The following is a 13,564-nucleotide window of genomic DNA, read 5'->3' as shown; positions in this document are numbered from 1 at the left end:
TTCCGGCCTAGTTCCGGCCGGACCGGAGGCGGGCGGCGAAATCGCGTACGCGTCGCCCGCCCTCGGTCCGGGGCACCATGACCCGCACGTTCACCCCGATCCGCTGCTTCTTCGCGACCAGTCCTCGAAGCGCCGAGTGATACCGGGCGAAGGCGATCCGGTGGTCGCCCTCGGCGGCGGCCAGCTCCTCGGCCAGCCGGTACGCCCCGACCAGGGCCAGCTCGGCACCGGCGCCCGACGCGGGGGAGGCGCACCAGGCGGCGTCCCCGGTCAGCGCGACGCGACCGGTGGACCACGCCGGCATCCTCACCTGGCTGAGCGCGTCGAAGTAGAACTCGGGATCGGCGAGCGCGGCGTCGAGCAGCTGCGGAATCCGCCACGATCGGTCGCCGCCGAACGCGTCGCGGACCAGGCGCTTGTGCTCGCCGACGTCGCGGTGGTCGAACGCGATCGGCTTCGACCGGAAGATGAAGTACGCCTTGGCCTGCGTGTGGTTGCCGGATCGGTAGAGCCCGGTCATCTTGCCCGGCGTGTTGAACATGGTGACCCAGCGGTCCTCGCCGAGCGAGGAGTCGGCGTCGGCGAAGGCGAAGTAGTGGTCCTTGAAGGTGAGGTAGTCCGCTTCCGGGCCGAACGCCAGCCGCCGGGTCGCCGAGTGGAGCCCGTCGGCCCCGACGAGCAGGTCGAATCGCCGTGTGCCGCCGCTCGCGAGGTCGACGGTCACGCCGTCGCCGTCCTGGCGAATCGCGGTGATCCAGTCGCCGAACAGGTATTCGACGTCGGTCACGCCGTGCAGCAGCGCCACCAGGTCGCCCCGCATGATCTCCAGGCTGGCCGGGTCGCGGATGTCGATCCGGGCCACCGCCCGATCGGCGGCGTCGACGAACTTCATGCCGTGCACGTCGGTGGCGGCCGCCCGGATCTGCGGCAGCAGGCCCATCTCGGCGACGACGTCGGTGGCCTGGTCGCGTACGTCGACGCCGTTGCCGCCCGCGCGCAACCGCTCGGCGCGTTCGACCACCGTGACCTGGAAGTCGTGCCTGGTCAGCCGGTACGCCAAGGTCAGCCCGGCGATGCTCGCGCCGGAGACCAGGATGCGCTTGTTCATGGCCACTCCTCGAGTACGATAACTGAAATGCTCATTCCAATTATGTGGAAGGGACGTTCCAGATGTCAACTCCGAGCCGGGCCGACGCCGTACGCAACCGGCAGCTGGCCCTCGACGCCGCCACGGCGCTGCTCGCCGAGCCGGACGCCACGCTCACCGTCGAGGTCATCGCGAAGCGGGCCGGGCTGGGCGCGGGCACGGTCGTGCGCGCGTTCGGCGGCAAGGACGCGCTGCTGGACGCGGCCGTCGCGGGACTGCTGCGCCCCGTGGTCGCCCGCGCGCACGAGTTGTCCAGCTCGGATCGCCCGGAGCAGGCGCTGCGTACCTTCCTCGCGGAGTTGATGGCGTTCCAAGGGGCGCACCACGCGGCGGGCGACAACCTGCGTGGCCTGTCCGCGCCGGAGACCACGGCACTTCGCGGCGAACTGGTGACCGCGGTCGAGAAGATGCTCACCGCCGCGCAACGGGACGGCCGAGTACGCGACGACGTCCCGCTCGGCGTCCTCACGGCGGTCATCGGCGAGTCCGCGTACGCCGTCGCCAGGTCGGGCTCGCCCGAACACATCGACGCATTTCTCACTGTGCTGCTGGACGGGCTGCGACCGTCTACATGAGAATGGCGGGATGATCACTCCCACTCCGCTGATGCGGCTCGTGACCGGCTTCTGGAGCTTCAAGACTCTGGCGGTCGCCGTCGAGCTGGACCTGTTCACCCGGATCGCGGGCGGCCGGGTCGTCACCGTCGCCGACCTCCGCGACGAACTCGGGCTGGCCGACCGGCCTGCCGACATGCTGCTGGCCGCGTGCGCCTCGCTCGGTCTGCTGGAGCGCGACGGCGAGGGCTACCGCAACTCGCCGCTGGCCGAGGAGTTCCTCGTCGCCGGCCGCCCCTACTACTTCGGCGGCCAGGTCCGGTACTGCGATGTGAAGACCTACCTGCCCTGGCACCGCATCGGCGAAGCGCTGCGTACCGACCGTCCGCTGACCTGGGATCCCGACACCGACCGGTCGGCCTTCGAGACCGGCGACCCGGCGATGCTGGCGGAGTTCTGGGAGGCGATGTTCTCCACCTCCATCTTCACCGCGCGCACGCTCGCCTCGGCGTACGACTTCGGGCAGCATGCGCGCCTGCTCGACGTCGGTGGCGGCGGTGGCGCGTACCCGATCGAACTGTGCCGGAACTTCAGCCACCTCAAAGCCGCGGTCTACGACCTGCCGCACGTGTGCGAGATCGCGGACCGGAAGATCGCGGCGGCCGGGCTGGCCGACCGGATCGAGACCGTGCCGGGCGACTTCCGCGTGGAGCCGGTGCTGCCTGACGGCTATGACGTGATCCTGTTGAGCATGATCCTGCACGACTGGGACGAGGCCACGAACCGCGAACTGCTGGCCAAGTGCTACGCCGCGCTGCCGCCCGACGGCGTCCTGATCGTCTCGGAGTGGCTGCTCAACGGCGAGCGGACCGGTCCGGCCGAGGCGGCGTTGATGGGGATGAACATGGTCGTCGAGACCGAAGGCGGCCGGAACTACTCCGATGTGGAGTACGCCGCCTGGATGTCCGACACCGGTTTCGGCGACGTCCGGGTCGTGCCGCTGGACGCGCCTGGAGCGAACGGGGTGGTCGTCGGCCGCAAACGCTGACGCTCCCGCCTGTGTGATGATCATGGCATGCGAAAGGTGCTGTTGGTCATCGCGTTCGTGTTCGGTGCGTACTTCATCGTCCGGGGGATCGCGGAACTGTTCGTCATCGACTGGTCCGATTCGGCCAGCTACGCCAAGGATTGGGGCGGCCCGAGCCTGGCCGGCGTACTGCTGGTGCACTGCGGGCCCGCGATCGTCTCGGCCGCGCTGATGGTGTGGTGGTTCCGCCGCCGCTCCCGCGCGCGGGGTTAGGCGCTCTCCTGGTCCGGTGCCCGTGGTCTGCTGCGAACGCAGACCACGGGCACATGGTCTTTCCGGCGCGGTGAACAAGTGGGGCGCGTCACCAATCTTGCCGTTGACAAGTTCGCGTCGGGAGAGCAATCTTGTCAACGACAAGATTGGAGACGGGAAGATGGCTCCCCTCATCGCTCTCATCGGCGGATTCGCCGTCCTGCGTCTGCTCGGCCTCGTCGGCGTGGACGCCCTCGACACCTGGCAGCCCGCCCTGCGCGGCGGGCTCGCGCTCATGTTCGTCACCACCGGCGTCGTGCACTTCCTGCCCAGTTGGCGGCGCGACATGATCGCCATGATCCCGCCGCGGCTGCCCCGGCCGGACCTGCTCGTCACGCTGACCGGCGTCCTCGAACTCGCCGGCGCGGTGGGACTGCTGATCAAGCCGCTCGCCCCGCTCGCCGCGAGCTGCCTCGCGCTGCTGATGCTCGCGATGTTCCCCGCGAACGTCCTGGCCGCGCGGCGAGGACTGACCCTCGGTGGCAAGCCCGCCACCCCGCTGCCGCTGCGTACCGTGCTTCAGGTCGTCTTCGTCGGCGCCGCGATCACTGCCGCGCTCGGTTAGTCCGTTACGTCCAGGTCCGCCCCGCGTTTGCCCCAGCAGATGTGGTACGCGGAAAGGTGCGCCATGGAACTGCCGGTGGAGTCGCCGACCGACACGATCGCGACGGAGAACGTGGACGACCCGACGCTGGCGTACGCCTGGATCGGGGCGCTCGCCGCGATCATGTCGCTCGGCGGCGCCTGGGCCACCGGGGTCGGCCTGCGTGCCTGGATTCCCGACTACCACCTGCCGCCGCATCCCGGGCGGGATCTGCTCGTCCGGTTCGCGTTGGTCGGGATGGCGATGGCGCCCAGCGTCGTGGCGATCGTCTGCGGCTGGCGCGCCCGCCGCCGGGGCCTCGTCCGGGCGCTCGCCCCGGCCGCGATCGGCCTCCTGATCGGACTCTTCTGGCTCACCACGTACGCCGTAGCCGCCGCGTCCGAACTGCTCGCCCGCTGAGCACGACGGCGTACCGCCGCTTGTCAGGGAGTGCGGAACAGCGCGAGCAGATCGTCGAGCCGGGTGACGAGCAAGCCCACGACGACGCCGGTGGCGGCCGCGACGACCGCCGGAGCGATGTCGATCGGACCGCCGCGGAGCGCCGCGGTCAGGCCCAGCGCGGCCAGCACCATCAAGCCTGAGTTACGCAGGACGTGACTCCAGCCCAGCGGCGTGACCGAGGCGCCGAAGCACCGGCAGGGCGCGTTCTTGCCGCGGCGGATCGCGCTCGCGATGGCGGCGGTGAACGAGCCGAGCAGTCCGATCGCGATCACGAAGCCGGCGACCGCGAAGAGGCGGCCGGGCACAACCAGGAGCAGGGAGATCGCGATCTCGGCGGCCAGTGACGCCCACGCGGCCGGGTGGAGCAGGCGAGCCGGGACGGCGTCCATGCGGTCGAGCGAGTCGACGAATGCGGTCCAGGCCGCGCGGCTGGAGATCTTCCCCGCCACCGCGGTCGCGAACACGGTCACCAGCACCAGGCGGCAGGCCAGCTCAAGGTAGGGCACGAGCGGACGGTATCCATCGTGGCCACCGGGATGCAAGAGGTCCGGGCCCCAGTAGTCGGCGGTTAGCCGGATCGTAGCGACGCGTGACAGCGTGCTGCCGAACCCACGAGAAAGGAGATTTCCATGGGTAAGTTGGCCGATCGCCTGCTGGGGCTCGTCGTCCCCAAGGCCCGCGTCGCCGCCGGATGCTCGGTGACGTCGTGGTGCCAGGACTGTCCGGCGCCGCGTAGCTACCTGGGCCAGAAGGTGACCCGGGTGTGCTGCCTCAACGAAGGCTGCTCCACCAGCTACGCCAGCTGCGGCGGCTGCTGACGCAGCCCCGTTCGGCGGGGTCCGGCACCGGGCCCCGCCGTCTTCCTCTCGACGGCATGGAGGCCGGAAATGGCGACTCTCACCGCGGCGGTCATCATCCTCGCCGTGCTCACCCTGCTCAACTTGTTCCTGCTGTTCGGCGTACTGCGGCGGCTCCGCGAGCAGACCGCCCAGCAGAGCCAGGACAACGCCTTCGCGCTGCCCGAGAATCCGGTGCTCCAGCCGGGCAGCCGGGTCGGCGCGTTCACCACGACCACACTGGACGGTGACACCGTCGAGGCCGCCGAACTGACCGGGGACGCGCTCGTCGGCTTCTTCAGCCCCACTTGCAAGCCCTGCCGCGCCGCCGTCCCGCGCTTCGCCGACTACGCGGCGCGGTTCCCGCGCGAGAAGGTCCTGGCCGTCGTGGTCACCGACGGGCAGGATTTCAGCGAGTACGCCGATCAGCTGGCCGGCACCGCCCGGGTCGTCGTCGAACCCCACTCCGGTCCGCTGTCCGAGGCGTTCGCCGTCGCCGGGTTCCCCGGTCTGTGCGTACTGTCCGACGGCGTCGTGACCGCCAACGGCATGCGCGTGGAGGAACTGCCGGACCGCGTACCCGCCCATGCGTGATCAGTCCCGGTCCGGGGCGGTACGCCAGTTCGCCGGACTGGTCGGCGCGGCCGCCCCGGGCGTGGCGGCCGCGTACGTCGCCGTGACGGTCGCCGAGGCGGTCGTCCCGGTGCTGCTCGCCTGGCTGACCAAGCTGCTGCTGGATCGGCTGGCCGGGACCGGACCGATCACGGCCTACGTCGTCGGGCTCGCCGCGCTCGGCGTGATCGCCGCGTCGCTGCCCCGGATCAGCCTGTTCCTGAGCAACGAGGCGAGCCGCCGGCTGAGCGCGGTCGCCACCGACCGCCTCTTCGCCGCGACCGGCCGTCTGGTCGGGTTACGCCGGTTCGAGGATCCGGCGTACCTCGACCGGCTCCGAGTCGCCCGACGCGGTTGCGACAACGCCGGGCAGCTGCTCGACGGCGTCCTCGGGCTCGGCCGGGGTGTGCTGCTCCTGGTGGGCTTCATCGGCTCGCTGCTCCTCCTCAGCCCGGCGATGACGGTGGTGCTGGTGTGCGCCGCCGTCCCGATGCTGGTCGCCGAGCTGTACCTCGCCCGGCGAAGGGCCGCCGCCCACATCGGAGTCGAGCCCAACCATCGCCGGGAGTACTTCTACAGCCAGCTGCTCACCGGTACGCAAGCCGCCAAGGAGATCCGCCTGTTCGGCACGGGCGGGTTCCTGCGTACGCTGATGATGCGCGAACGGTCCACAGCGGACACCGCGATCCGCAAGATGGAACGGCGGGAGGTCGGCGGGCACACCGGACTGGCCGCGCTCACCGCCGTCGTGGCCGGAGCCGGGCTGATCTGGGCCGCCCTGGCCGCCCGGCGCGGCGAACTCTCCCTCGGCGACGTGTCGATCTTCCTGGCCGCCGTCGCCAGTACGCAGTCCGGCCTGGCCATGGTGGTCGCCACGACGGCAAACCTCCACGCGCAGGGCATGTTCTTCGCCGGGTACGCCGAGATCCTGCGTACGCCGCCGGACCTGCCGGTGCCGCCCGTCCCCGTGCCGGTGCCGCCGCTGCGGCAGGGGATACGCCTGCGCGACGTGTGGTTCCGGTACGACGAGAGCCATCCGTGGGTGCTGCGCGGGGTCGACCTGCTGCTGCCGGCCGGCTCGACGGTGGCGCTCGTCGGCCTGAACGGCTCGGGCAAGAGCACCCTGGTCAAGCTGCTATGCCGGCTCTACGACCCGAGCCGGGGCACGATCGGCTGGGACGGCGTGGACCTGCGCGACGCGGACCCGGCCCAGCTGCGTACGCGGATCGGGGCGGTGTTCCAGGACTTCATGACCTACGACGTCAGCGCCGCCGACAACATCGCGCTCGGCGATCTGACCGCCCGGGACGATCCGGGCCGGGTCGAGGCCGCCGCCGCCAGTGCCGGAGTCCACTCCGTCCTGCGCGAGCTGCCGCGCGGCTACCAGACCATGCTGACCCGGGCGTTCTTCGACGGCGACGACGAAGCGGGGACGGTGCTGTCGGGCGGCCAGTGGCAGCGGGTCGCCGTCGCCCGGGGGCTGCTGCGGGAAGGCTGCGACCTGATGATCCTCGACGAGCCCAGTTCGGGCCTGGACCCGCAAGCCGAGCACGAGCTGCACCGGTCGTTGCGGACCGCGCGGCTCGGCCGGACGAATCTGCTGATCTCGCATCGCCTGTCGGCCGTCCGCGACGCCGACCTCATCTACGTCCTGCGGGACGGCCGCGTCGCCGAGACCGGCGACCACTCCTCGCTCTTGGCCCTGGACGGCGAGTACGCGCGGCTGTTCCGGTTGCAGGCGGCCGGATACGTGCAGGAGGTCGGGTCGTGATCTGGGATCTGCTGCGACGCCGGTTGCTGATCGTCACCGTGGACGGCCACAGCATGCTGCCCGCGTACGCGCCAGGGGACCGGCTGCTGGTCCGGCGTACGCCCGCCGATCGGGTGCGGCCGGGGATGCCGGTGGTGTTCCGCAGCCCGGCCGGCACCCCCGAGCTGTCCACGATCGCCGATGTCGCCGATTCGTCCCGCGTACGCCGCATGCTGCCGGATGATCGGCTGCTCGTGAAACGGGTCGTGGCGGTCGCCGGTGATCCCGTCCCGGCACGACTGTCCATCGCGGACGAGCACGCACGCGTTCCGCCTGGAAGTCTCGTCGTGCTCGGCGACAATCCGGCCGTGAGCTACGACTCGCGGGAGTTCGGCTTCCTCGACGCCGCCCTGGTCGTAGGGGTGGCGGTCCGGCGACTGGCTGGCGCTCCATTATCGACAGATCAAGATGCGCCCATGATCGGTTAGGCTGCCAATCGGTGCGCCCACCACCCCCGGGCGCGCGCGACTGGAGGGCGACGATGCCGACGTTCGGGCTCTTGGGACCTCTAGAAGTCAGCCTCTGCGGCGGGGCGGCCGCCGCTGTCCGGCCCCAGCATCGAGGCGTGCTGGCGTACCTGCTGCTCCATGCCAACCGGGTCGTCACGTTCGACCGGCTGATCCCGGCGATCTGGGGCGAGGCGGCGCCCGCGTCGGCGCGTACGCAGGTCCACGGGGCGGTATCGGCGTTGCGGCGCACCGTCGCCGCCGGGGCACGGGCGGCGGTGATCCGATCCCTGGACGGCGGCTATCTGCTGGAGGCGGGAGACGAGGACATCGACCTGACGACCTTCCGGGCGACCGTGCACCGCGCCGCGGCGGTGGCCGCCACCGACCCGGCGAACGCCGCCGGCCTGCTCCATCAGGCGCTGCACCTGTGGCGGGGCGAGGCGCTGGCCGACGTGACCTCCGAATACGCCGGAATCGAGCGCCAGCGGCTGGCCGAGGAACGGCGGCGCGCGTACGAGCAACTCGCCGAGGCGGAGCTGGCTCTGGGCCGCTACGACACGCTCATCCCGCGCCTGGAGCGCATGATCGACGAGGATCCGCTGCGCGAGCCGCTGACCCGGACGCTCATGCTCGCCCTCTACCGCAGCGGTCGGCAGGCCGAGGCGCTGGAGGCGTACGAGCACCTGCGGGCCAGTCTCACCGAGCAGCTCGGGATCCAGCCCGGTCCCGGCGTACGCGACCTGCACCTGGCGATCCTGCGGCAGGACGCCCAGCTGGCCGGTCCGCCCCCGCCGGGCGTCATCGACCTGGTGCCCGCCGCGCTGCCACAACCGTGCGCGGGCTTCGTCGGCCGGGCCGCCGAGCTGGCCGCGCTCGACGCCGTCCCGGGCCGGCACAGCATCGCCGTCGTCTGGGGCACCGCCGGGGTCGGCAAGACCTCGCTCGCGCTGACCTGGGCACATGCGGCCGCCGACCGGTTTCCCGACGGCCAGTTGTACGCCGACCTGCGGGGATTCTCCCCGGATACGACGCCTGCCGACGCCGCGGGTGTGCTGCGCGGGTTCCTCGACACGCTCGGAGTGCCCGCCCACCGCGTACCGTCCGGGGTGGACGCTCAGGCGACGCTGTTTCGGAGTCTGCTGCACGGCCGGCGGATGCTGGTGGTCCTCGACGACGCCCGGCACCCCGACCAGGTACGCCCGCTGCTGCCGGCCGCGCCCGGCTGCTTCACCCTGATCACCAGCCGCAAGCAGCTGACCGGGCTGGTCGTCTCGCACGGCGCGCAGCCGGTGCCGGTCGAGCCGCTGGCCGATGGGGAAGCACGCGACCTGCTGCGTACGCGGATAGGCGCGGACCGCATGCGCGGCGAACCCGCCGCCGCCGACGAGATCCTGCGCCGCTGCGGCGGTCTGCCGCTCGCGCTCGCCGTCGTCGGCGCGCACGTCGCGTTGCGGCCGCACGCGTCGCTGGCCGAGCTGAGCCGCCGGTTCGAGCAGAGCAGCGGCCTGGGCGCGGTCGTCGACGACGACCTCATGAGCGACCTGCGCACCGCGTTCGAGCAGTCCTACCAGGACCTGAGCCCGGCGGCGGCCAGACTGTTCCGGCTGCTCAGCCTGCATCCAGGCGGGACGGTCACGGTCGCCGCCGCGGCCAGTCTCGCCGGAGTGCCCGCCGCCGACGCCGGGCGGGCGCTCACCGAGCTGATGCGGGCCAACCTGCTGGCCGAACGCCGCCACCTGCGCTACGCACTGCACGACCTGCTCCGCCAGTACGCCAACGACCTCGCGGCGAGCGACGCCGATCCGGCGGCCGAACTGCGGCTCACCGAGCACTACCTGCACACCGCTTACCGGGCGAACACGGAGTTCAGCCCGCATCGGGTGCGGCCCGCCCCGGCCGGTCCCCAGCCCGGCGTCACGATCACGGAGATCTCCGGGCGGGCCGAGGCAGTCGCCTGGTTCGCCGCCGAGGAGCATCCGCTGACCGTCGTCGTGGACCGCTGCGCGGCTGCCGGGCGCTGGGCGTACGCCTGCGAGATCGCCTGGGCCGTCGCCGGCTACCAGCAGCAGTACGCCCACTGGCCGGCGCTCCTGCGCTGCCAGACGACGGCGCTGAACGCCGCCGAGGCGGCGGGGGACATCCTCGACCAGGCCCGGTCGCACCTCGTCCTGGCCCGGGTACACGCCTTCACCGAGGGAGCCGACGAGGCCGTGCGGCACCTGACCGCCGCCCTGGAGCTGTCCGCCTCGGCCGGTAACCTGGCCGGTCAGGGCCACGCCCGGCTCGGGCTGAGCTGGGTGAACACCGACTATCTCAGCCGGCCTGGCGACGCGGTGACCCACGCCGAGGCGGCCCGCGACGTATTCCGCGTCCTCGGCGACCCGATCGGCGAAGGCCGGGCGCTCAACTGCCTCGGCTGGGCGGCGTCCCACCTCGGCGCGTACGAGCAGGGGCTCGCCGACTGCGGTGCGGCCCAGGCGTTGCTCGCTCAGCACGACTGCCCCGGTGGCGAGGCGCTCGCCTGGGACAGCATGGGTTTCGCGTACGCCGGGCTCGGCCGGCTCGACGACGCGATCGCCTGCTATCACCGGGCCCTGCCGTTGCTGCGCGACGCGGAGCAGCCGATCGACGAGGCCGCCACCCTCGACCGCCTCGGCGACGCGTACGCCGCGATCGGCCGGACCGGCGACGCCCAGGAGTCCTGGCGGCAGGCACTGTCCGTTCTCGACGGTCTCGACGACGCCAAGGCGGCCCGCGTACGCGCCAAAGCCGGCCTCACGTAGACAGGCGGTCGCTCTGGCGGTGGGAATAGGCGGCGGCGAGCCGGACTTGATCGAGGCATGACTGACACCCTCACGGTGTACGGCGCGACCTGGTGCGGCGACTGCGTACGCACCAAGCGGTTCCTCGACCGCAACGGCGTCGAGTACGCCTGGATCGACACCGACGCCGACGACGCCGCGCGCGACTACGTCCAGCAGGTGCAGGACGGGCGCATGTCGATCCCGGTCGTCGCCCTCCCGGACGGCCGCCACCTGGTCGAGCCGGCCGACAAGGAACTCGCCGAGGCGCTCGGCCTCACCTGGCCGTGACGTTCAGGCGGCCCGCGCCGATTCGGTGATCTTGCGGAACTGCCGCAGGTGCGCCCGTTCGTGGGTGGCCAGCCGCTTCGCGTAGTCGAGGACCGTCTTGCGAAGCGGCGCCCCCGCACCGGTGATCGTGGCGGTGTGCGCCCAGGCCGCCTCCGGCAGCTCGGCCAACATCGTGAGCAACTGCGCGCGCTGTTCCCGGTAGGCCCGCCAGGCGGGGCCGTACTTCTGCCGCGGGTAGTCCGTCTGCTCGATCCAGGCCGCCGGGTTGACCACCCGGAACGTCGTGCCGTCGGTGGCCGCGATCGTCGCCATGTACTCGCCCCAGAGCGTCGCGCAGGAACGCAGGTGGGCCAACAATTCGGCGGCAGACCATTCCGCCGGCTCGGGACGCGTCTGCAACTGCGCGGGCGTCAAGCCGGCGGTCAGCTCGGCGATCCGCTCCGGATTCGTCCGGAGCAGTTCCAAAATCTGCGATCGGTCGGGCATGACGGCGATTCTGCCTCGCATTCCCGACACCCTGTGTCGGGAATGCCGATTCGCCAGACGATCTCCGGAGGGTGGCGCGCCTGATCGCGCCAAGATCAGGTGTGCCGCGCTCCGGAGATCACGATCCGGGCCGCTCGGGGCGCCGTGCCACTGGGGGCGCCGCGTCGCGCAGGGGAGTCGCGTCAGCGGGCGGGTGGCAGACGGCGCGCGTACACGTCGCCCGACCGGCCGAGCGGGCGGAACCGGTCCAGCAACGCGGTGAGGCCGGCCGCGTCGAGCCAGTCCGCCGAGGCCAGGCGCATCGTCTCTACCGGCGAGTAGTTGTATTCATAACCGCCCAGCTTCTCGACCAGGTCCAGGCACGCCAGCGCGGCCTCGTGCGCGGGCGGCAGGTATTCGAACGACAGCGCGCGTACGGGGTGGGACAGGCCGCGGAGCGCCTCCAGTTCGAAGCCCTCCACGTCGATCTTCACGAACGCTGGTACGCCGTAGGCCGCGACGAGCTGGTCAAGGGTGACCACGTCGACTGAGACGGTGCGATCCCAGTGGATGCTGGCGAATCGGTCGTCCCGGGTGACCGAGGTGATCCACTCCGGGGACATCGAGGAGACCGTCGGCGTCGCCGACGACAACGCCATCGTGGTGCGGCCGGAAGTGGCGCCGACCGCCGACGGCACCAGGACGACGGCGCGCGACCGGCCGAACATGATCCGCAGGAGCCGGATGAAATCGGGCTGCGGTTCGACCGCGATCACCCGGGCGCCCAGCGCCCGCCAGGCGCGTACGCGGTTGCCGACGTGCGCGCCGATGTCGAAGCCGACATCGCCGGGGCCGAGGAACTGGCCGTAGAACCGGCGCATCCGCCGCTGCCGGCCGGGGATCCCGTGGTACATCGCCATCGACCGGGTGATGCCCCACGCGCGCGCGAACACGTCCATGCCGTTCAGCCTAGAAGAGCTTCACCCATCAGCTTGCCCAAGCCGAGCGGCACGAATGTCTCGTGGGGTTCGCGGGCGAGCACCTGGGCGTGCGTGAACCACTCGTAGCCGAGGATCGCAGAGGCCTCCAGCGGCTCGTGCCCGTCGAAGCTCACCGGTACGCCCGACGGCACCCGGCCGACGAACACCTGCTGCTTCACGTGCTGCAATTCGCCGTACGGGTTCTCGACGACCTTCTCCTGCCGCAGGATGCACGGGCCGAGGACGAGGTCGGTGATGCCGGTCTCCTCGAAGACCTCCCGCCGGGCGGCCTCCTCGTAGCTCTCCTCCGGGTTCAGCCCGCCCCCGACGAGCAGCCAGAAATCCATGCTCGGCAGCCGACCCGGGCCGCGGACCGCGGACGGGTCGTGGATCTTCAACATGAGCACCCGGTCGTCGGCGTCCAGCAGCAGCACTCGCGCGGCGCGCCGGATCTTTATCTCCCCGTCGGTCATGCGGAGGAGCGTACAAGTGGACGGCCGTCCCAGGCGCGGGCATTTGCGGCCGTCGGGAAGACGAGCGGCCCCAGCCGCCGCAACGCGGGGAAGCGCTGCGCGGCCAGCCAGACGACGTCGCGCCCGAACGATTCGAGCAGTAGCGCGAGTGCCACCGCCAACGTCGTGAGGACGAGCCAGTGCGGGAACAGCCCCGAGGCCGCGCAGACGAGGACGATGCCCTGGACGGCGGCGACGACCTTGCGCCAGTACCGGTAGGGCACCTGGCCACGCAGCCAGGGGAGGAGCCAGCCGGCGACGGCGTACAGGTAGCGCATGAGCCCGATGAGCGCCACCCACAGCCCGGCCGACCGCCCGACGTAGATCGCGAGTACGAGCAGCAGGAACGCGTCGACCTCCATGTCGAACCGGGCGCCCAGCGGCGAGTCCGTCCCGGTACGCCGCGCGATCCAGCCGTCGATCGCGTCGAGGACCAGCGCCAGCGTCGACGTCCAGACGATCACCCACACCGGGCCTGGCACGCCGACGGTCATCGCCAAGATCCCGCCGACGAGCGTGGCGCGGGCGAGTGTGATCCGGTCGGCGGGCCCCAGACCTCGCCCAGCCGTCCACAAGGCCCAGGTCAGCAGCCCGGCGACGGCCAGCCCGTAGGCCACACCCAGGATCCAGCCGAGCCCGGTCAGCCCCACCGAGACGGAAAGTCCGGCAAGGAGACCGACCTGCACGGCGAGCCCTGTCACCGGTCCGGTACGCATCATCGGC

Annotated in this window: 17 protein-coding genes; 11 read left to right on the top strand and 6 right to left on the bottom strand. The window is 71.5% G+C overall.

Annotation, left to right across the window (positions count from 1 at the left end; translation table 11 throughout):
- Positions 1-7: 7 nt before the first annotated feature.
- Complete coding sequence (locus AB0M47_RS05415) at positions 8-1,108, bottom strand: FAD-dependent monooxygenase (protein ID WP_363408782.1); 1,101 nt, start codon at positions 1,106-1,108, stop codon at positions 8-10.
- Between the two features lie 62 nt (positions 1,109-1,170).
- Between AB0M47_RS05415 and AB0M47_RS05410 the strand changes: the two genes are divergently transcribed.
- The 5 genes from AB0M47_RS05410 (at position 1,171) to AB0M47_RS05390 (ending at position 4,043) form a co-directional block, all read left to right on the top strand.
- On the top strand, positions 1,171-1,722 hold the full coding sequence (locus AB0M47_RS05410; protein WP_363408779.1) for a TetR/AcrR family transcriptional regulator: 552 nt from the start codon (positions 1,171-1,173) through the stop codon (positions 1,720-1,722).
- 10 nt (positions 1,723-1,732) lie between these two features.
- Positions 1,733-2,749, top strand: a complete 1,017-nt coding sequence (locus AB0M47_RS05405) for a methyltransferase (protein ID WP_363408776.1) — start codon at positions 1,733-1,735, stop codon at positions 2,747-2,749.
- Between the two features lie 27 nt (positions 2,750-2,776).
- Positions 2,777-3,001, top strand: a complete 225-nt coding sequence (locus tag AB0M47_RS05400) for a hypothetical protein (protein WP_363408773.1) — start codon at positions 2,777-2,779, stop codon at positions 2,999-3,001.
- 160 nt (positions 3,002-3,161) lie between these two features.
- Positions 3,162-3,605 (top strand): DoxX family protein, encoded by a 444-nt coding sequence (locus AB0M47_RS05395; protein WP_363408770.1) that lies wholly within the window; start codon positions 3,162-3,164, stop codon positions 3,603-3,605.
- Between the two features lie 63 nt (positions 3,606-3,668).
- Positions 3,669-4,043, top strand: coding sequence for a hypothetical protein (locus AB0M47_RS05390; RefSeq protein ID WP_363408767.1), 375 nt, complete (start codon positions 3,669-3,671; stop codon positions 4,041-4,043).
- Between the two features lie 23 nt (positions 4,044-4,066).
- On the opposite strand, the gene AB0M47_RS05385 is transcribed toward AB0M47_RS05390, so the two are convergent.
- Positions 4,067-4,591, bottom strand: a complete 525-nt coding sequence (locus AB0M47_RS05385; RefSeq protein ID WP_363408764.1) for a MauE/DoxX family redox-associated membrane protein — start codon at positions 4,589-4,591, stop codon at positions 4,067-4,069.
- A 123-nt stretch (positions 4,592-4,714) separates the two neighbouring features.
- Between AB0M47_RS05385 and AB0M47_RS05380 the strand changes: the two genes are divergently transcribed.
- The 6 genes from AB0M47_RS05380 (at position 4,715) to AB0M47_RS05355 (ending at position 10,884) form a co-directional block, all read left to right on the top strand.
- Entirely contained in the window at positions 4,715-4,903 is a 189-nt protein-coding gene (locus AB0M47_RS05380; RefSeq protein WP_253751156.1) for a hypothetical protein, read from the top strand.
- Between the two features lie 69 nt (positions 4,904-4,972).
- Entirely contained in the window at positions 4,973-5,515 is a 543-nt protein-coding gene (locus tag AB0M47_RS05375; RefSeq protein ID WP_363408761.1) for a redoxin domain-containing protein, read from the top strand.
- Positions 5,508-7,304, top strand: a complete 1,797-nt coding sequence (locus AB0M47_RS05370; protein WP_363408758.1) for an ABC transporter ATP-binding protein — start codon at positions 5,508-5,510, stop codon at positions 7,302-7,304. Before AB0M47_RS05375 ends, AB0M47_RS05370 begins: the two co-directional genes overlap by 8 nt.
- On the top strand, positions 7,301-7,771 hold the full coding sequence (locus tag AB0M47_RS05365) for a S26 family signal peptidase (protein ID WP_363408755.1): 471 nt from the start codon (positions 7,301-7,303) through the stop codon (positions 7,769-7,771). Before AB0M47_RS05370 ends, AB0M47_RS05365 begins: the two co-directional genes overlap by 4 nt.
- Positions 7,772-7,842: 71 nt before the next feature.
- Positions 7,843-10,575 (top strand): BTAD domain-containing putative transcriptional regulator, encoded by a 2,733-nt coding sequence (locus AB0M47_RS05360; RefSeq protein ID WP_363408752.1) that lies wholly within the window; start codon positions 7,843-7,845, stop codon positions 10,573-10,575.
- A gap of 57 nt (positions 10,576-10,632) precedes the next feature.
- Positions 10,633-10,884, top strand: a complete 252-nt coding sequence (locus AB0M47_RS05355; protein WP_363408749.1) for a glutaredoxin domain-containing protein — start codon at positions 10,633-10,635, stop codon at positions 10,882-10,884.
- Positions 10,885-10,887: 3 nt separating this feature from the next.
- Here the strand turns inward: AB0M47_RS05355 and AB0M47_RS05350 are convergent, their stop codons facing one another.
- From AB0M47_RS05350 to AB0M47_RS05335, 4 genes are all read right to left on the bottom strand, one after another.
- The gene (locus tag AB0M47_RS05350; RefSeq protein ID WP_363408746.1) at positions 10,888-11,370 is read right to left on the bottom strand and encodes a DinB family protein; all 483 of its coding nucleotides are present in this window, start codon (positions 11,368-11,370) and stop codon (positions 10,888-10,890) included.
- A 182-nt stretch (positions 11,371-11,552) separates the two neighbouring features.
- Positions 11,553-12,308, bottom strand: a complete 756-nt coding sequence (locus AB0M47_RS05345) for an FkbM family methyltransferase (protein ID WP_363408743.1) — start codon at positions 12,306-12,308, stop codon at positions 11,553-11,555.
- Between the two features lie 5 nt (positions 12,309-12,313).
- Positions 12,314-12,802, bottom strand: a complete 489-nt coding sequence (locus AB0M47_RS05340) for an NUDIX domain-containing protein (RefSeq protein WP_363408740.1) — start codon at positions 12,800-12,802, stop codon at positions 12,314-12,316.
- A complete protein-coding gene (locus tag AB0M47_RS05335) occupies positions 12,799-13,560 on the bottom strand; it encodes a CDP-alcohol phosphatidyltransferase family protein (RefSeq protein WP_363408737.1) in 762 nt (253 codons plus the stop codon). The genes AB0M47_RS05340 and AB0M47_RS05335 overlap by 4 nt, the downstream gene beginning before the upstream one ends.
- Between the last annotated feature and the right edge of the window lie 4 nt (positions 13,561-13,564).

This window comes from Hamadaea sp. NPDC051192 (assembly GCF_040682475.1).
Lineage (GTDB): Bacteria > Actinomycetota > Actinomycetes > Mycobacteriales > Micromonosporaceae > Hamadaea > Hamadaea flava.
This window is presented reverse-complemented; position numbering and strand designations above follow the sequence as displayed.